Origin of the sequence: Finegoldia sp. BIOML-A2, assembly GCF_009678315.1 — a bacterium.
Taxonomy (GTDB): domain Bacteria; phylum Bacillota; class Clostridia; order Tissierellales; family Peptoniphilaceae; genus Finegoldia; species Finegoldia magna.
On record NZ_WKZE01000002.1, the window covers coordinates 337,874 to 356,686 of the forward strand.

General features: G+C 28.5%; 17 protein-coding genes. 9 read left to right on the forward strand and 8 right to left on the reverse strand.

Translation table 11 applies throughout. The features are described from left to right. Positions 1-4 precede the first annotated feature (4 nt). From GKF99_RS03730 to GKF99_RS03745, 4 genes are read right to left on the reverse strand one after another with little or no spacing between them, the layout of a single operon-like run. Complete coding sequence (locus GKF99_RS03730; RefSeq protein WP_154272681.1) at positions 5-2,908, reverse strand: UvrD-helicase domain-containing protein; 2,904 nt, start codon at positions 2,906-2,908, stop codon at positions 5-7. Continuing rightward, positions 2,901-5,579 (reverse strand): PD-(D/E)XK nuclease family protein, encoded by a 2,679-nt coding sequence (locus tag GKF99_RS03735; protein WP_154272682.1) that lies wholly within the window; start codon positions 5,577-5,579, stop codon positions 2,901-2,903. The genes GKF99_RS03730 and GKF99_RS03735 overlap by 8 nt, the downstream gene beginning before the upstream one ends. After that, the gene (locus GKF99_RS03740) at positions 5,572-7,191 is read right to left on the reverse strand and encodes a nucleoside kinase (RefSeq protein WP_154272683.1); all 1,620 of its coding nucleotides are present in this window, start codon (positions 7,189-7,191) and stop codon (positions 5,572-5,574) included. Before GKF99_RS03740 ends, GKF99_RS03735 begins: the two co-directional genes overlap by 8 nt. Further along, on the reverse strand, positions 7,184-8,149 hold the full coding sequence (locus GKF99_RS03745; RefSeq protein WP_154272684.1) for an RluA family pseudouridine synthase: 966 nt from the start codon (positions 8,147-8,149) through the stop codon (positions 7,184-7,186). The genes GKF99_RS03740 and GKF99_RS03745 overlap by 8 nt, the downstream gene beginning before the upstream one ends. 60 nt (positions 8,150-8,209) lie before the next feature. Here GKF99_RS03745 and GKF99_RS03750 point away from each other — a divergent pair, with 60 nt between their 5' ends. Beyond that, complete coding sequence (locus GKF99_RS03750) at positions 8,210-8,599, forward strand: hypothetical protein (protein ID WP_094224576.1); 390 nt, start codon at positions 8,210-8,212, stop codon at positions 8,597-8,599. Here GKF99_RS03750 and GKF99_RS03755 read toward each other — a convergent pair whose 3' ends face one another. Then, positions 8,600-9,130, reverse strand: a complete 531-nt coding sequence (locus tag GKF99_RS03755; protein WP_154272685.1) for a DUF6648 family protein — start codon at positions 9,128-9,130, stop codon at positions 8,600-8,602. A 103-nt stretch (positions 9,131-9,233) separates the two neighbouring features. Beyond that, positions 9,234-10,232, reverse strand: a complete 999-nt coding sequence (locus GKF99_RS03760) for an asparaginase (protein ID WP_154272686.1) — start codon at positions 10,230-10,232, stop codon at positions 9,234-9,236. Between the two features lie 142 nt (positions 10,233-10,374). Here GKF99_RS03760 and GKF99_RS03765 point away from each other — a divergent pair, with 142 nt between their 5' ends. From GKF99_RS03765 to GKF99_RS03800, 8 genes are all read left to right on the forward strand, one after another. Further along, entirely contained in the window at positions 10,375-11,310 is a 936-nt protein-coding gene (locus tag GKF99_RS03765; RefSeq protein ID WP_094203503.1) for a substrate-binding domain-containing protein, read from the forward strand. A 207-nt stretch (positions 11,311-11,517) separates the two neighbouring features. Beyond that, on the forward strand, positions 11,518-12,387 hold the full coding sequence (gene pstC, locus GKF99_RS03770) for a phosphate ABC transporter permease subunit PstC (RefSeq protein ID WP_094203502.1): 870 nt from the start codon (positions 11,518-11,520) through the stop codon (positions 12,385-12,387). Then, positions 12,377-13,252, forward strand: coding sequence for a phosphate ABC transporter permease PstA (gene pstA, locus GKF99_RS03775; protein WP_154272687.1), 876 nt, complete (start codon positions 12,377-12,379; stop codon positions 13,250-13,252). The genes pstC and pstA overlap by 11 nt, the downstream gene beginning before the upstream one ends. After that, complete coding sequence (pstB, locus tag GKF99_RS03780; RefSeq protein ID WP_002836199.1) at positions 13,252-14,004, forward strand: phosphate ABC transporter ATP-binding protein PstB; 753 nt, start codon at positions 13,252-13,254, stop codon at positions 14,002-14,004. The genes pstA and pstB overlap by 1 nt, the downstream gene beginning before the upstream one ends. A gap of 14 nt (positions 14,005-14,018) precedes the next feature. Beyond that, positions 14,019-14,675 carry a phosphate signaling complex protein PhoU gene (phoU, locus tag GKF99_RS03785; protein WP_094207005.1) on the forward strand — a complete coding sequence of 219 codons (657 nt, stop codon included), beginning with the start codon at positions 14,019-14,021 and terminating at the stop codon, positions 14,673-14,675. After that, positions 14,672-15,340 (forward strand): response regulator transcription factor, encoded by a 669-nt coding sequence (locus GKF99_RS03790; protein WP_094207004.1) that lies wholly within the window; start codon positions 14,672-14,674, stop codon positions 15,338-15,340. Before phoU ends, GKF99_RS03790 begins: the two co-directional genes overlap by 4 nt. Continuing rightward, on the forward strand, positions 15,340-17,043 hold the full coding sequence (locus GKF99_RS03795) for a PAS domain-containing sensor histidine kinase (RefSeq protein ID WP_094207003.1): 1,704 nt from the start codon (positions 15,340-15,342) through the stop codon (positions 17,041-17,043). The genes GKF99_RS03790 and GKF99_RS03795 overlap by 1 nt, the downstream gene beginning before the upstream one ends. 101 nt (positions 17,044-17,144) lie before the next feature. After that, a complete protein-coding gene (locus GKF99_RS03800) occupies positions 17,145-17,999 on the forward strand; it encodes a DegV family protein (RefSeq protein WP_094207002.1) in 855 nt (284 codons plus the stop codon). A 33-nt stretch (positions 18,000-18,032) separates the two neighbouring features. Here the strand turns inward: GKF99_RS03800 and GKF99_RS03805 are convergent, their stop codons facing one another. Next, positions 18,033-18,491, reverse strand: a complete 459-nt coding sequence (locus tag GKF99_RS03805; protein WP_227905412.1) for an Asp23/Gls24 family envelope stress response protein — start codon at positions 18,489-18,491, stop codon at positions 18,033-18,035. Between the two features lie 22 nt (positions 18,492-18,513). Further along, positions 18,514-18,813 (reverse strand): DUF2273 domain-containing protein, encoded by a 300-nt coding sequence (locus GKF99_RS03810; protein ID WP_094207000.1) that lies wholly within the window; start codon positions 18,811-18,813, stop codon positions 18,514-18,516.

Here is an 18,813-nt window from a genome sequence, read left to right on the forward strand (position 1 = left end):
TTAGCTAATTCAATTGATTTACATAATTGTTAAGAAAAACCTCAACCTCTTGTTCGCAATTTTGGTCGTAATTTTTTTCAATAATGTATCCTTTTCTTAAATTTACAAGAATCATTTTAATATTTTTGTTGTATTTTTTGTTCAAAACATAAGAATAAAACTTCAATTGCATGTGGTATTTTTCGTACAAGTATTCTTGTGATTGTGAACTAATTTTATAATCATAAACTTTTATTTCTTCATCACAAAATTCCACTCTATCCATAAATCCAGATATCATAAGATTCTCGTACAATAAATTAAAATCCATTTCATTTTTATAATTTGAAAAATCTGTTATAAATTGGTTAAAGTTTTTAGTTGCGACATTGAAAATTTCCTTCTCATCATTATTTAAGAAATCTACTTCTTTTATACATGGATAATTACTTCCGTCAGATAATTTCGCATACATATGAACCAAATTACCAAGTAATATATAATTTATTGAAGATTTTTGAAGATTACTATCAAAAATTTCTTCATTGGAATTTAAAATACTTGTAATACCAATTGGAATAAGTTTTTCGACTTTTACTTTCTTTGGTTCTGGTATATCGAATTTTGTTTGTATTTTTTTTAGTAAAAAAGGTTTCTCATTTAATTTTAAAAATTTAATATTTCCTCTTTCTTGCAAGTCCTCAATGTATGGACTTATTTGTTTGAAATGTCCAGATTTTTTTGAATTCGAAAATGATAATTCTTTTTTTGCACGTGTGAATGCCGTATAGTATACGTTGTCAACTTCGTAATCTTCCTCTTCTTCAATTAATTTCTTAACTTTTGTCATTCTGAATTTTGAAAAAGGAAAATCTAGCACGAATTGCATCTGAATGTTTTCGTTGTCGATAAATAATAAAAATTTATCTTTGTTAACTGATGGCTTTGACAAATTATCCACTATGACCTTGCTAAAACCTAACCCCTTTGATTTATGAATAGTCATAAGTTTTACCAAATCACTGTGTTCATCTTCAAAAGACATTTGATATAAGTTAGTATTGTTTTCAAAATAATCTACAAAATCTTCTATACTATAGTTTTTGGCATCAAATTGCTTAGCAATTTCCAAAAATTTAATTATATTTGCCTTTGCTTGAAGATCATTAAATAATCCTAAGTATTCAATCTGTTCAATATAATTAGACATTGAATCGTAAATCGTATATTTTGTAAGATTTTCCGTAAAATTTTGAACTTGCTCATCAATTTTTTTCATAGTAGATTGATAGTTATCTGTTTGATTCAATATTTCATTGTAATCCACATCATATACATTAGATAGTATTCCTACTTTACTTATGTCATCACCGTATCGTGCATATTTTATGAACTGAATCAGATTTAATACTTCTCTGCATTCTTCAAGTCCTTGTTTATCGAAAATATAATAAGGAATATTTCTATTTGCTAAACTTTTTTCGTATTCCGAGAAATCATTCTTAGTTCTAGCTAAGATAGCAGTGTCTTTAAAATTATCTTCATTGATGTATGAAACCAAAATATCTGCGGAGTCATCTTTTGTTTTTTCATCCTTATTGTTAAGTTTAAATTCATCTCTGCCGATTACATCTCCCACTTCATTAACTGCGATTAAGCTATCATATCTATCCTTCATTTTATTGGAATAAATGTAATTAATAGGCTCCATTATATTTGGATGTGTTCTGTGATTTTCATGGAAAGTTATATCTTTACCGCCACTTTTTTTAATGTCTTCTCTGGTTTTTTCAAATACTTTTATGTTCGCTCCCCTAAAACTATATATGGCTTGTTTTGGATCACCAACTACGAAAAGATTATTTCTATCCAAAGCCTCATTTTCGCTGCACAGTGTATAAAAAATATCTCTTTGTAGATTTGATGTATCTTGATATTCATCTATCATAAAATATTTATACTTTTCTTTACACGATTTTAGAATATCACCATTTTCGAGAGCTTTTTTACACATTATTTCAATATCGTTAAAATCCAAGAAACTTTTTTCATTCTTTTTTATTGAATATTTTCTATTAACGTCTATCAAAATATCGAAAAAACCTTCATACAAATCTATATAATCTTTTTCTTTATTTGAAAGTATCGCATCAACTCTCTTATTAACTTCATCAATTATTTCCTGAACATTTTCTTTCTTGCTCTCTCCCAAATTTCCATAGCTTTTTAATAAAAATCTAGTAAATTCTTGGAGTTCTAAATTTTGATTATCATCATGCAAAAATTTATATAGTCTACTATTTTTCGTAAGTCCTTTGATACTATCTGATTCTTCTCTTAAATCGAATAGATAATTTTTGATTCCGATTATATCCTCATCATCAATATTTCTAAAATTAGTTAATTGAAGAATTGTTTCTCTTTTAATAACTTCAAAGTCTATGTTATTTGTTCTTAATTTATTGAAAGAATTTCTGATAATTTCAAGCGTGTCTGAATATGAAATATCTAACCCACTACCAAGCTTTTTAATAAAATCAATCCTATCTTCTAAGATTGTATCAAAAAGTTCATTAATCATTTTGTTAGATTGATCATCTTCTATAATTTGAAAACTAGGATCTATTGATAAATAGTACGAATTATCCGACACGATTTTTTTGCAAAAAGATGAAATGGTTGATACATTTATGTCGTCAATTAGTCTGGGATTGTTTAGCTTTTGAATAATTCTATCCTTCATCTCATCAGCAGCTTTGTTCGTAAAAGTAATGCACACGATACTTTTAATGTCGATACCTTTTTCGTACATATATCTAAATCTTTCAGAAACTACTTCTGTTTTACCAGTTCCTGCACCTGCATTTACACAAACATTTTGATTTATCGTTGAATAAGCTAATTTTTGATTATCGCTGAATTTAATCATTGCTAGCTTTCCCTTCCGTGTTTTTTAATTTGCAAATTTTATTAAAATCACAATATTTACAAGAATTGTCATCACTTGCTTTTACGAATAAGTTCTTATTCCTAATATTTTCTCTGAATTCTTTTACTTTCTGAATCATAATTTCATCCAACTGATCCTTTGAAACATTTTTAAGATATTCATATTCTTCATTATCTCTAATGCTTTTGTATTTACAACTTACAACATCACCGTACGAAGAATATATTGCAAATTGAAATCCTTTGTTTTTGTCCAAATCTTTTGCTTTCCTGAAACTATTTTTCGATAATTTATAGTCTACTAATCTAATTTTACCTGAATCTGTTCTATCAACCCTGTCAATTCTTCCAATAAATTTGGTATTTTCATCTAAACTAACAATAAAATCTTCTTCTAATTTATAAGGGTAAAACTTTTCAGCTTCGTTTTTCATATTGTAAATGTCAGCTATGACAAAATCCTTGAGTTTGTTCAAATATTTTTCGTAATCAAATTCATTTTCCTTAATACAAGTGTTTAATCCGAACTTTTCAAACGAATTTTTAAGCAATTCATCCAAACTTGAAACATCTAACTCACATTTGCCATCTATAGCATCTCTTATTTGCGAAATATTTATTCCGTAAAATTCTTCCAATGTGTTGTGCAAAATAGTTCCAATATCCAATTGTCTAGACTTTATTTGCGGTTTAAGCTTCAAATAATATCTAAAATAAAACTTCATTGGACATTCAAAATATGTTTCAAGCTGAGTTGAAGATAATTCTTTCTTCAATATATATTGTGTTGTTTTGTCATCCACTTCAAAATCAGAAATATCCTTTGAGGATATTCTGTTTTCTATTCTATTTAAATGTTGTTTCAAAGAATATTTCTCATAAGCTGACACACTGTGAAGTTTTTTTGTGTCAATTTTTTTGATATTTTTCATGTTAATTTTCTTTATCTTTTGACTTGATTTTATGTTCTTATCCAAAATCAACCTTGATTTTATGTTGCTCTCAGTATTGTAAGATAGATAGATTTTTTTATTCGCTCTATTTATAGCATCAATAAATCTATCAATATTTCTTTTCCTATTTTCTGCGTCTGACAAAATGTCGATTCCTCTTTTTTGTAGAAATTCTATATTATCTTCATTGTTAAAGAAATCGTAATTAATTTTTCCTGGAATCACATCATCATTCATATTAACTACGTATAAAACATCGTAGTTTGAAAGTCTAATATCCGTAAGGGAATATATTCTAATTCCATCTACTAAATAATCTGTAGAATCAACCTTCAAATTTTTTATCAACTCCATCAAATAAGAGTTAATATTTTCCGATTTTTTAACAAGTTCAGCATAATTTTTATCCAAATCCTCAAGGATTATCAAAAGTTTTTCAGAAAACAAATTAAATCCTTTATCATTACTTTCTTTTTTTTGAATTAGTGCTATAAGATTAGCTAAAACATTAATATTTGTTTCTATAAAAGATAAATAATACGATTTAATCTCTTTTAAAATTTGTAAATTAGTTTCATAATTAACATTTACTTTTAAAATTTTAACTAAATCTTCCCAATCATCAAACTCAAAATCCGACAATATACTTCTGAACGTAACTTTATCCTTCAAATCAAATTCGAAAAAACAACTATCTAGTGTAGAAAAAATATATTGCTTTAAAGTTTTCGTATTATCAAGTAGATTAATTATATCTAAGAAAAATTTGTAGTCACGATACGAAATATAATCATCTCCAAAAACTGGAATATCGTGTAATTTCAAGGAATTCAATATTTCCCTTTTTGAGGAATCTTTTTCTAAAAGAATTGCCATTTTGTTATAATCAAAAGTATATGAATCTTTTGATATTTCATTGATGAGTCTATCTTTTTCTAAAATTTCATTGGTTAATTTAACTACCTTCTTCTCTATAAATTTATTTTGTTTTGATTTTTCATTATTTTGAACAACACAAAATCCAATATCACGCAATTGATTCACTATCTCGCTTTTGTATTCGTTGTAATAATCCATGAAAATATAGACATTAACATCATAATTTTTCAGCTGTTTGATTACTTCCAATTCAATTGGTCGAAACTCACTGAATCCATGGATGTAAATATCCTTGTTTTTTTGAAGATTAAGATTTTTTGTGTCATAGGCATCAAATTTATCCAGAAAATTACATTGTCTCATAATGCTTTGATATTTTTCATACACTTTACTTAAAATATTTAAGCTAACATTGTGACTAGAGATTTCTTCAAGTTCATCTATTTTTTTATTTGAATACTTACATGTAGATATAAATCTTTTAGATGAATTTATAATTCCATTAGAATTGAAAAATTTATTATCCTCAAACACCCCTTCATTGACAAGCTCTTGAATTGCTAGTCTCAAAATCAAATCTGTCAGATATGTTGAAATATCTGAAGCATTTACTAGATCATCTATAGTCCAAATCTTCACGTCGCATAGCACCGATTGTTCTTTTAAAAACTTATTTCTAATATTTTTAATTAGCTTTCTATTTGGCAAAATTAAAATAAAATCAGTGTTGCCATTTCTAATTTGATTTTTTAAATAAGATATATTTTCATCAAAAAGCTTTGAAGAATTTGAATTAGTGTACACAATTCTCTTATTCATTGTAATCTCCTATGAATTCTTGTAAAATTGAGTTTTTAGGGACTATTGAATCGTCTTTTATTTCTATAAAATAATTCAAAATGGATTTTAACCTTTCAATCTCTGTAAAGTTTGGACCGTTTTTGTCGTAATTTTCCACTAATTTCAAAACGTATTTTTTCAAAATATTAATTTCATAAATTAATGATGAGTCTATTATACTGTCTGCTTCATTTTGATATGGAAAAACATTAATATATTCAGCAGTGTGAACTCTTGGCCATTCAGACAATGTATCATCTACGCTTTTATCTCTTTGAACAAAATCTCTCACCATTCTTCTCATAAGTCTCATATCTGTAGTTGATATTCTGTTGTGACAATCAATACTTAGTTGTGTCAATGCTGATACATAGATTTTGTATTTGTCCTTATCTGGAACTAGACTTGTAAGTTTTGGATTAAGTCCGTGAATTCCTTCCACAATTATAATTCCATTTTTGTCAAGTTTGGTGTAAGTATCGCCATATTCTCTTTCGCCAGTGATAAAATTATAAATTGGCAAATTAACATAATCGCCTTCTAATAGTCCCATTAAATCTCTGTTAAACGTTTTTAAATCAAGTGCATTAATCGATTCGTAATCCCTGTTGCCGTCTTCATCCAAAGGAGTGTCCACTCTATTTACAAAATAATTATCCATCGAAATAGGAATAGGGTTTTTGCCTCTTACAGCTAATTGGACAGAAAGTCTTTCAGCCATTGTGGTCTTCCCTGATGAAGAAGGTCCAGATATTTGAACTAATCTCGCATTGTTGTAAATAATCTTGTCGGCAATGTATGAAATTTGATTTTCAAAATAAGCTTCATTTACGCTAACCAAAAAATCCATATTTCCATCCTGAATTTTTTCATTCAAACTTCCCACATAACCAATATCCAACATTTCAGTCCATTTTTTTGATTTGGAAAATATTTTTGAGAGAGCTTTTTGTTCTTTAAAGTCGGTAAATTCGCCAGTTCTGCTGACACTTAATGCTACTCCTGGAAAATAGTTGATAAGTTTGTAGTTTTTCAAAAATCTCGTAAATGGAGCAACAAATCCTTCTATTCCGAAGTAATGATTGTGACATTTGTACAAATAAACTTCATCCTTGTCTAAACTTTTTAGTAGTCTTGATTTTTGAATGTATCCTTCCTCTTCAAAAATATCAAAAGCTTCTTTCCTGGAAACTTTTACTCTTTCAATTCTAAGATTTTGATTAATCAAATCATCCATCAGTTCTCTGATTTCTTCCAAATCTCTAAAATGAATTTCGTTGTTATTTTCGAACTCAAGATACATATAGTCTCCAATTGTATATTCAACTACCAATTGATCTTCTGGAAATTTTATTTTAAATGACAATAGCAACAGCAATATTCCTGTTCTCATCAATGTGTCTTGTGAATAAACGCTGTTTTCATTTACAAACTCAATCGTATCTCCATCATCTATACTACTCATAATATCGACAAGTTTATTGTTCTTTAATGCAACAATACTATCTTCAAAACCACATTGAATGCCATAATCATAAATCGTCTTATCTTCATAGTCGTATATTTTGTTGTTGTTATTTATCTTAATCATATTTACTCTCCAAATCATTCAATATTTTCTCAAATAAATCATCTCTTTTGCTTTCAAAAACCATAGATTCATATTTTTGGTATTTTCCCATTTTTTCTGGAAATATTAGCTTATACGAATGTAATAATTGAAAATTTAAATCGTACTTATTTTTGAAATATTTATTAACATCTCTGTTTCCATATTTAATATCGCCAATTATCGGGTGATTAATGTGTGACAAATGAGCTCTAATTTGATGTGTCCTTCCAGTCAATAAATCTACATTGACCAGTGAATATTTCCCGAAATTTTTTACATTCCATACTTTTGTCATGCTTTTTTTTCCACTAGAATTGACCACAGATTTGTTCTTATCGTTATCTTTTTCTAGCGCCAAATCAATTGTTTGGTCTTTGAGATTACCAACCACAATAGTTTCGTAAATCTTAGTAATTTCGTGTTTTTTGAATAAATCATTAAAATATTTCAAGCTATCATAAGTTTTCGCCCCTACAACAATGCCAGAAGTATTTCTATCCAATCTATTTACTAAAGCTGGTGTAAATGTGGAGTTTTGTGTTGGAGTAAACTGATTTGTTTTTATCAAATAGCTTACCATCATATCCACTATATTTTTCCCATAATCTTGAGGATTAGCTGCGTGTGATAATACTCCAGTTTTTTTATTAATCGATATTAAATCATCATCTTCATAGATTATATCCAAGTTAAAATCCTCGGCGGAGTATACCCTATTATCTTGATATTTTTCAATAACTTCATCGTACAAATAAATATTTACCACATCGTCAATTTTCAGATTATAATCAGGTTCTGTCCTTTTTTTATTAACTTTTACTTTTTTAGTTCTGATAAGTTTTTGGATATGATTTTTGCTCATTTTTGGCATCAATTTCATAATAAACCTATCTACTCTTTGGTTGCTATTTGAATTATCTATATTTATATGTCTCATTATTGCTCCTATTTGAAAAATTGTTAATAAATCATTATAATTTAATAAGGAAGGTGAAAAATGAAAAATTTTATTGATACAATAGTAGACTTTATTTATAAATTTGCAAAGCTTTTATTATTATTGCTCATTCTAGTAGCTACAACATTTTATGTTTACAAAACAATTAATTCAATGTTTTCCAAAAACTATACAAGTTCTCAAACTTACTCAAAGGATTTAAAAATCCAACAAGTTACTGAAGAAGTTAAAGACATTGAAATCACAATTCCACCTGAGGCAAAAGAATTGGATGTTTCAAAGATTTTAATCAGTGGAAACATAATTACCGATGAACAAGAATTCTTAGATTACTTAAAGCAAAACAATGTTACTGCTTTTAAGGATGGCAATTACAAATTAAATAAAAATATGACTACAGAAGAAATAGTAAATCAAATAAAGAAATAATTAATATCCCTTATTGACATAAGAATCGATAAGGGATTTTTTCTTTATTGGTTCAAAAACATTATTTGATATCAAATGTTGTTTAATATTTTCATTTATTGTGTGAAAAATCATCTTTTCATAATCTTTGAGTACAATTTCAAAAAGATTATCCCTCATTCTGTAAGACAAAATGTCTATGTAATACGCTTCAACATTCTTGTATTCTATTAATTCCAAAATCTTTAATATTGTATTATCTTTTTCTAGGTAATAGTTCCTGCATTTGTTTAAAGATGCAATATACTTCTTAGTTTTTTTGTTTTTGTATCTGTTAGCTATTGTATTGTATTCCTTAGCCTTTAAATTATAATATTGATAGTTAAAAACTCCCTCATTTACTGTTTTAATATCAGTGAAAGGTCTTAGATTGAAACTATTAATCAATACGTTGTTTCTTGAAATAAATTCCTGTTTTGTTAATTTCTTCTCATCTAACAAATCAATCAATTCATTTCTTTTTTTTACATAAAAATCTACATTTCTTTTCATAATTTTCCTCTAACTAAATTATAATTCATATTTCATACTTTTCAAAATTTGCAAATAAAAAACGGTAAAATATTTTTTTTAAATTATTTTACCGCTAATATTCTTATTCTATTATTGAAATATCATGATTTATAATTGAGTAAAATTCGTCTTGTATTTTTTGAATATCTCTGTTGTATTTTCCCATTACATACATCATTTTACATACTACTGATTCTAATGTCATATCTTTTGATTCCAATACGTCTAAATTTTCTCTGATTCTCATTCCTACTTGATATACTCCAATATCTGAACCTTCTTGTGGAACTTGAGTTGTCATCACGATTATTTTATTTGTAGAGTATTGTTCCATCAATCTTAAAAACTCTTCGGATATTCCTGCAGGCATTCCACCCACTCCATAACTTTCTACGATAATACAGTCGTATTTTTCGAAAATATCTTCTAAAATATCTGCTCTCATTGATGGAATTAATTTCAACAAATAGACGCTTTCATCTAATTTATTGTAAAATTCTACATTACTCTCTGACTTATCATCAATATATCTTAAAACTTTACCATCGTGAATAATAGCAATTAATGGATAATTAATTGAGTCAAATGCATCAAAACTTTTTGTTCTAACTTTTCTGGCTCTATTTCCACAAATAACTTTTCCATTGAACACTATATTAACTCCGTGTGATTTTTCTTTACTAGCAAATATCAATGCATCAATTAAATTATTCTTTGCATCTGTAATATCATTTGAAATGGATTTTTGAGCACCTGTAATTACGATTGGCTTCGGACTTTTTTGAATTAAATAACCCAACGCAGATGCAGTGTACGCCAAAGTATCCGTACCATGTGTTATTACAAACCCATCGTATTTATCATAATTCTCTTTAATTGTTTGTTTGATAAGTAGCCAATGCTCTGGTCTTATGTCTGTTGAATCAATACTGAATAAACTGATAGTATCTAATTCGAAATCAAATTTTCTAAATTTTACATATTCTAATATATCTTTTGCTTGAAGACCCGGCGCTAATCCTTTATCTGTAGAAACTGAAGCAATAGTTCCTCCAGTTGTAATTAATAGTAGTTTTTTCATACAATCCTCCTAGAAATAGTATAACACTTTACTTTTAAAAATTGTAAACAAATAACTTTACATACAATTTACAATAATATTATATGAATTTTAAACATTACATGTATTCTATTAGTGAATTAAATATGAAAGGATGATTTATTTGAAAATCAAAAAATTTATGTTAGTTGCTATGATGCTAGTATTTGGAGTATTCATGGTAGCATGTGCAAAACAAGATGATGGAAAAACATCAGACAACTCAAACAAAACAGAAACTACTTCTACAGATTCTAAATCAAACGAAAGTGCTGGAGGAGAAATCCACGTAGTATCAAGAGAAAATGGTTCAGGTACTAGAGGAGCTTTTACAGAAATCACTAAAATCTTAGAAAAAGGTGCTGACGGTAAAGAACAAGACAAGACAGTTTCTTCTGCAATCGTACAAAACAGTACTAACGCAGTTATGATGACTGTAGGTCAAGACAAAGACGCTATTGGATATATTTCATTAGGTTCATTAAACGACAAAGTTAACGCAGTAAAAATCAACGGTGTTGAAGCAACATCAGAAAATGTTCAAAAAGGTGATTACAAAATCTCTAGACCTTTTAACATTGCTCACAAAGGAGAACTAAAACCTCTTCCAAAAGATTTCTTAGATTATATTCTTTCAAAAGAAGGACAAGAAATTGTTAAAAAAGAAGGTTATGAACAACTTCCTGAAGAAGCTAAAGCTTACAACAAAAATTCTCAAAAAGGTAAAATCGTAGTTGCAGGTTCAACTTCAGTTTCTCCATTAATGGAAAAATTAGCAGAAGCTTATAAAGCAATGTATCCAGAAGTAGAAATCGAAATCCAATCAACAGGATCTTCAGCTGGTATGAACTCAGCTATTGAAGGTGTATGTGATATCGGAATGGCTTCAAGAGAATTAAAAGACAAAGAAAAAGAACAATTAAAAGCTCAACCTATCGCAATTGATGGTATAGCAGTTATAGTAAACAAAGAAAATACAAAAGCAACAGATTTAACTCTAGAACAAGTAAAAGATATCTTCACAGGCAAAGTTAAATCTTGGTCTGAAATTTCTAAATAATTCCTCTCAAAAAGCAGATCTCTTATGAGGTCTGTTTTTTATTTTGAAAGAATTTATTTTACATTTGTAAAATGTAATGTTTCCCTATTTCTACAGTTTTTTATTTTTTAACTCGAAAAACTTTACATTTAATTAACATTATTATCGCGTTAATTTTACAAGCTCTTGATAATATTAAAGTGAAAAAAAATAAAGAAAGGATTTAATATGAAAAAGAAATATTTATCTGAATCAATAATGAAATACGTATTTTTAGTATCAGCATTGACTTCTATCTTTGCAATAGTTTTAATATGTTTTTTCATTTTTGGTGAATCAATGCCTTTTATAAAAAAAGTTGGCTTAACTAATTTTATATTTGGTAAGGATTGGGCTCCGGTCGATGTCCCTGCCCAATTCGGTATACTTCCAATGATTATCGGTAGTATTTATGTAACTATTGGCTCCATAATTATAGGAGTACCAATTGGAATCTTTACAGCGATTTATCTTGCAAAATTCTGTCCAAAAAAATTATATAATTTTTTGAGACCTTGTATTGACCTAATGGCTGGTATTCCATCTATCGTTTATGGTTTCTTCGCCTTAATGGTTATAGTTCCAATGATTAGAAAGGCTTTTGGAGGAACTGGTATGAACATAGTCACAGCTTCCATTCTTTTAGGAATTATGATTTTACCAACTATAATCACTTTGTCTGAAAGTGCGATAAATACTGTTGTAGATTCTTATTATGAAGGAAGTGTTGCACTTGGAGCTAGTCACGAATTAGCTGTAATGGGAGTTGTAGTTCCTGCTGCAAAATCAGGTATATTATCATCAGTAATACTTGGAATTGGACGTGCCATCGGAGAAACAATGGCAGTTTATTTAGTTGCAGGAAATCAACCTGTAATAGCAAAAAGTATATTCTCAGGAACGCGTACTATGACAACTAACATCGTATTGGACATGGCTTATGCGTCTGGTGCTCATAGAGATGCTTTGATTGCAACTGCGATGGTATTATTCGTATTTATACTTTTAATAAATCTAGCATTTAATTTGATTAAGAGGGGTGTAAATAATGAAAAATAATTCTATTGATGTATCGGCAAATAGTTTAAAAAACTTAAGAAAAAATAAAACAAAAAGTAGAATTATTAAAGGTTTTATTTATTTGATGGCTTTTATTACATTAGCTGTATTGTTTTATTTAATTATTTACATGTTAGTTAATGGTATTCCCCATTTGAAACCTAGTATGTTCTCAAAACACTATACTTCCAAGAACGTATCAATGATGCCTTCAATTAAAACTACTGTTATGTTAGTTTTGTTGACATTATTAATTGCAAGTCCTATCGGAATATTTACAGCAATTTATTTGTCTGAATACTCCAAGAAAACTTCAAAAGTAGTAACTCTTATTAGACTTGCAACAGAAACATTATCTGGTATTCCATCAATTGTTTATGGTTTATTTGGTATGTTGTTATTCGTAATGAGATTAAAGTTTAGATATTCTTTAATATCTGGAGTTCTTACAATGTTCATAATGGTGCTACCATTAATAATTAGAGCCAGTGAACAAGCATTATTATCAATCGATGACGAATTAAGAGCTGGAAGTTATGCATTGGGAGCTGGAAAGTTGTATACTATAAGAAAGGTATTACTTCCTGTAGCAATGCCTGGTATTATGGCAGGTATTATCCTTTCAATCGGAAGAGTTGTAGGAGAAACAGCTGCTTTAATGTTTACATTGGGAACAGATCCTCGTGTACCAACTAGCTTATTACAGTCTGGAAGAAGTTTAGCGTTACACATGTATGTATTATCTTCTGAAGGATTCCATGTGGAAGAATCTTATGCAACTGGAGTTGTATTAGTAATTTTAGTTTTAATAATAAATATTGTTTCAAATTTAATAGGAAAAAAATTGACGAAAGGAAGTAAATAATGTCTAAGATAAGTATAAAAGATGTTGATTTATATTATGATGATTTTCAAGCCCTAAAGAAAATCAACATGGAAATGAAATCTAATGAGATCACCGCTTTTATTGGACCTTCTGGCTGTGGTAAATCTACAATGCTTAAGTGTCTAAATAGAATGAACGATCTTATTGATGGATGTAGAATCGAAGGTTTAATAACTTTAGATGGCAAAGACATATACGATAAGAATTACGATGTAAACTTGTTGAGAAAAAGAGTCGGTATGGTTTTTCAAAAACCTAATCCATTTCCAATGTCAATCTACGATAATATAGCTTATGGTCCAAGATTACATGGAGAAAAAAATAAAGCTAAGTTAGATGAAATTGTTGAAAAATCTTTAAAAGGTGCGGCTATTTGGGATGAAGTAAAAGATAACTTGAAAAAGAACGCACTTTCTATTTCAGGTGGACAACAACAAAGAATTTGTATCGCAAGAGCCTTGGCTGTTGAACCTGAAGTATTATTAATGGATGAACCTACATCAGCTCTTGACCCTATCTCAACTAATAAAATCGAAGATTTGTGTCAAGATTTGAAATCAAAATATACTATTATAATGGTAACACACAATATGCAACAAGCTGCTCGTATTTCTGATAAGACAGCATTTTTCTTGACAGGTGAAGTTATAGAATTTAATAATACTGATATACTGTTCTCAAAACCTGAGGATAAAAGAACAGAAGATTATATTACTGGTAGATTCGGTTAAAAAGAGGTGGTATTATGAGAAAATATTTTACACATCAATTAGAAGAATTAAAACATAATTTAATTTTTCTTGGAGCAAATGTCGAAAGACAAATCGAACAAAGCACTTACGCATTGGAAACTCAAGACTTGGAAATAGCACAAAAAGTTTATGATTCTCAAGAAACTATTTATGAAATGTCAAAAGAAGTAGAAGATACTTGTTTGAGACTTCTTACTACACAATCTCCTGTAGCCAAAGACTTGAGATTTATTTCATCAGCACTTAGAATTCTTTCTTGTATGAGTAAAATCGGAAACCATGCACAAGAAATTTCAGAACTTGTTATGTTGATTGGTAAATCACAACTTCCAAAAGATTTGACTATGATAAGATCCATGGGTAAATGTGCACAAAAAATGCTTGTAGAAAGTATCAACGCTTTTACTGATGATGATGTCGAATTGGCAAATTCTGTAATCAAAAAAGACGATGAGGTTGATGAGCTTTTTAATCACTTCATGGAAGAATCAATAGAATTGATTAAATCTGGTTGTGAAAATCCTGAACAAATTATCGATTTAATTCAAGTTGCAAAATACATTGAAAGAATTGGCGATAATGCAGAAAGAATCGCAACTTGGGTAATATTCTCAGTTACTGGCGAAAGATACGAGGAAAATGCACAATGATTTGCTGTGTAGAAGATGATAAAAGCATAAGAGAATTAATTATCTATGCACTTAATAATGAAGGCTACGATGCAATGGGATTTGGAGACTATGGAGAATTCAAATCCACATTGTATTCTTCTAGCATAGATTTAATTATTCTAGATATTATGCTTCCGGGAAAAAGCGGGCTTGAAATTTTAAAAGAAATAAGAAATAACGAAAAAACAAAAAACATCCCAGTAATGATGCTTACTGCCAAGACTACAGAATACGATAAAATAGTAGGTCTTGATAGTGGCGCTGATGATTATATGATCAAACCTTTTAGTATTATGGAACTACTAGCAAGAGTCAGAGCGCTACTAAGAAGATCCTCACTAAGTAAAACAAAATCTAAAATTATCTATAAGAATATTGAATTAGATTATGATAAGAGAACAGTTAGTGTTGATGGAGAAAATATAGAATTAACTTACAAGGAATTTGAATTACTGTACTATCTCCTATCAAATATCGGAAAAGTTTTGACTAGAGAAAATATCATGACAAAAATTTGGGGATTCGATTTTGAAGGAGAATCACGTACAGTTGATGTTCATATAGCCACTTTAAGGCAAAAACTTAAAAACGCTTCCAGCATAATCAAAACGATAAGAAATCTTGGATACAAAGCTGGTGAATGATGAAAAGAAAAATTTACACTAGAATTTCTCTTGTCATTATAATAGCTTTAGCAGTTGGATTAGGCTTACAAACATTTATATTTTATAATTATAACAAGTCTAAAGAAGAAACTTCTCTCCTACGTGAAATACAATACGTAGATTCTATCAGCGATAATAGTCGTGATAAGACTATTACAAATGTTAAAAAGTTTAAAAGGATTAATCCTTCAAATAGATTTACAATAATTGATGAAAATGGAAGTGTAGTATATGATACTGATACAAATGTAGACTCTTTGGATAACCACTCAAACAGAGAAGAAATACAAGATGCAAGAGAATCCAAAATCGGCTCAATAACACGTAAGTCTGATAGTTTTGATAAAAGTATGTATTATATTGCTATACTTCAGCAAAATTCTGATGTTCTTAGAGTTAGCTGCGAATCTTCTAGTTTTTTGAAAACTATTTTGGATTTATTGCCTTATACCCTATTGATATTAGCATTATCATTAATATTATTAATCGATATTAATAGAAGACAAATAAGACAAATCTTAGATCCTATAGAAACTATTGCCAATGAATTAGATGATAACATCGTTAATGACAAAGAATCAAAATTATTAGAACAACCAGTTTACGATGAGCTTATACCTTTTATCAATATTATTAGACGCAAGAATGATACAATAAAAAAATATGTAGATGAATTAGAAGAAAGGTCAACTACAATTAAAACTATTACAGACAATATGAGAGAAGGTCTTATCCTACTTGATAAGAATATGAATGTTTTGTCAGTTAATAAGTCTGCTGAGTTTTTATTTGGAGCAAATGATTCAAAGTATGAAGGAAGACCCTTTATTTCATTAAACAGAGATTTAAAAATCCATTCTGCAATAAAAAATGTAATATCAACTAAAACAGCTCATCATATAAATATTGAAATGCAAGGAATTCTATTATCAATGTATATTGCACCGGTATTAGATGAAGATACTATAAATGGAGTTTTATTGTTCTTAGTAGATGAGAGTGACAAAATTAAGGCTGAAAAAAGAAGAAGAGAATTTTCAGCGAATGTTAGTCACGAATTAAAATCTCCTCTTACTTCAATTAATGGTTATGCTGAAATGATAGCAAACAACATGGTTAGTCCAGAAAATGTAAGTAAGTTTGCTACAATAATACACCAAGAAGGATTGAGATTATTAGAATTAATCGATAATATTATTAAACTATCCAAGTTAGATGAATCAGAAGATAATATTGAAAAAAGTTTATTTAATCCTGAAAAAATAATCGATGAAATAGTCACTTCTAACCAAAACAAATTGGATAATAAAAAAATTGAACTTGTTACGGATTTACAGGAAAATTGCATGATATACGGTAACGAAAATTTAATTAAAGAAATGATTGAAAACTTAGTTACAAATGCAATTAAATACAACAAGATTTCAGGTAAAATTAAGATTTCAATATTCAAAGAAAATGACAAAACTAAAATAATTTGCGAGGATACTGGAATTGGTATAGCTGAAAAATACCAAACTAGAGTGTTTGAGAGATTCTTTGTTGTTGATAAATCACGTTCTTCACAAGAATCTACAGGGCTTGGATTATCAATCATCAAACACATAGTTGATATCCACAATGGATCTATTACTCTTGAATCTAAATTAGATGTTGGAACAAAAATCACGATAACGATTTAAATACGGCAAACTGCTTGTCGTATTTTTTTCGTTAAAATGATATAATAGTTATGTTAACTTGTATATACAAAATTATTAAACGATTTAGAAAGGAATAAAAAATGCAAAAAATTGCTATTCTATCTGATACTACATCTGATGTAGATCCATCAATTATTAAAGAATACAATATTGTAGAAGTCCCTCTTCAAATCATTTACAATTCGGAAGTTACGTATAAAGATAAATATGAAAAAAATATTGACGACGTTATAAACGACATTAATAGTAACACTATTAGTAGTTCGCTTCCCTTAACAAGTGATTTGATTGACAAAATAGAATACATCATATCAGAAGGATACACACATATAATAGCTACATGCATGAGCTGCGGAATTAGCGGGACTTATAATCTATTTCAACAAATATTAAACTTATACTCTGATAAAATTACATATCATTTGATAGACTGCAGATCATGTTCAATGGGAATGGGTTTTCTAATTGAAAAAGCTGTAAAAATGAAAGAAAATGGCATAAGTTTCGAAGAAATAGTAAAAGAATTAGAAAAGCTAAAAACAAAAGAAGATTTCTTTTTTACTGTAGACAAATTGGATTATCTTCACACAAGTGGTCGTATTAAACGATCAAGTAAAGTCGTTGGAAATCTATTAAACATAAAACCTATTATAACTTGCATCAAAAAAACTGGAAATTTGGAAGTTATAGATGCAGTAAGAGGCAGAAAAAAAGTCAACCAACAAATCCTTAATTATATAATTGACTTCGCAGCTAACGATCAAATAGACAATATCTATATAATGCATTCAAACCTACAAGAAAATGCAGATGAATTAGAAAAAGTAATACAAGATTATTATCCTAATGTTAAAATTTATAAGAGACCTATTTCTAGTCTTTTTGTTATACATACAGGTCCCCATATCTACGGAGCTGTTGTAACATTAAAATAAGGAAGGCATCATGCCTTCCCTTTTTAATTTAGTTTATTTTAATCCACTTTTATTTTCTTCTTCTTTTTTGTTTTTCAAGTTGAATTCTTTTCTTGTCATAACATCAACTACTTTGCAGTTAACTTCTACAACATCTAATCCAGTCATCTTCTTTACACTTTGTTTTACAACTTCTTGTAGTTGTTGGAATACTTTTACAGCTGATACTCCATATTCTAATATTACTGATACATCAATTGCAGCTTCTTTTTCGCCAACTTCAGCATCAATACCTTTAGTTGCATTATATCCACCGAAAGTTTCTTGAATTCCTGAGAAGAATCCACCTTCCATATCTAAAACACCAGGAATTTCTCTAACTGCTATTGCAGCAATTTTTTGAACTACAGAGTTATCAAAAGTTAGTTTTGATTCGTGTTTTTGTTCCTTTTCTTTTTCAGCTTTTTCTTCATTTACTTTGTTTACTTCATTGTATTTTTTTTCTTCCATCATTCTAATCTCCTTTTATACTATATTATTTCCTAAATAAATTCATCAAAAATCTGATAAATTTAGGATTACCTTCTTTATACAATCCATAACCATAACCTATACCAAAAAGCAATAGTATTAAGATTGTTGCCCAAAAACCAAGCTTTAAAAATGAAAGTGCAATTATTACACCTAAAATTCCATACTTAGTTGGTTTTCTTAACCCTGATAAATTTTTTATTAACCTTTCGTCAAATTTATCTTTTGAATCTTCTTTTACAAAAATTATTTTTCTTTGTTCATCTGGGGATTGAAAATTATCCAACATTTTATTATTGTTCAT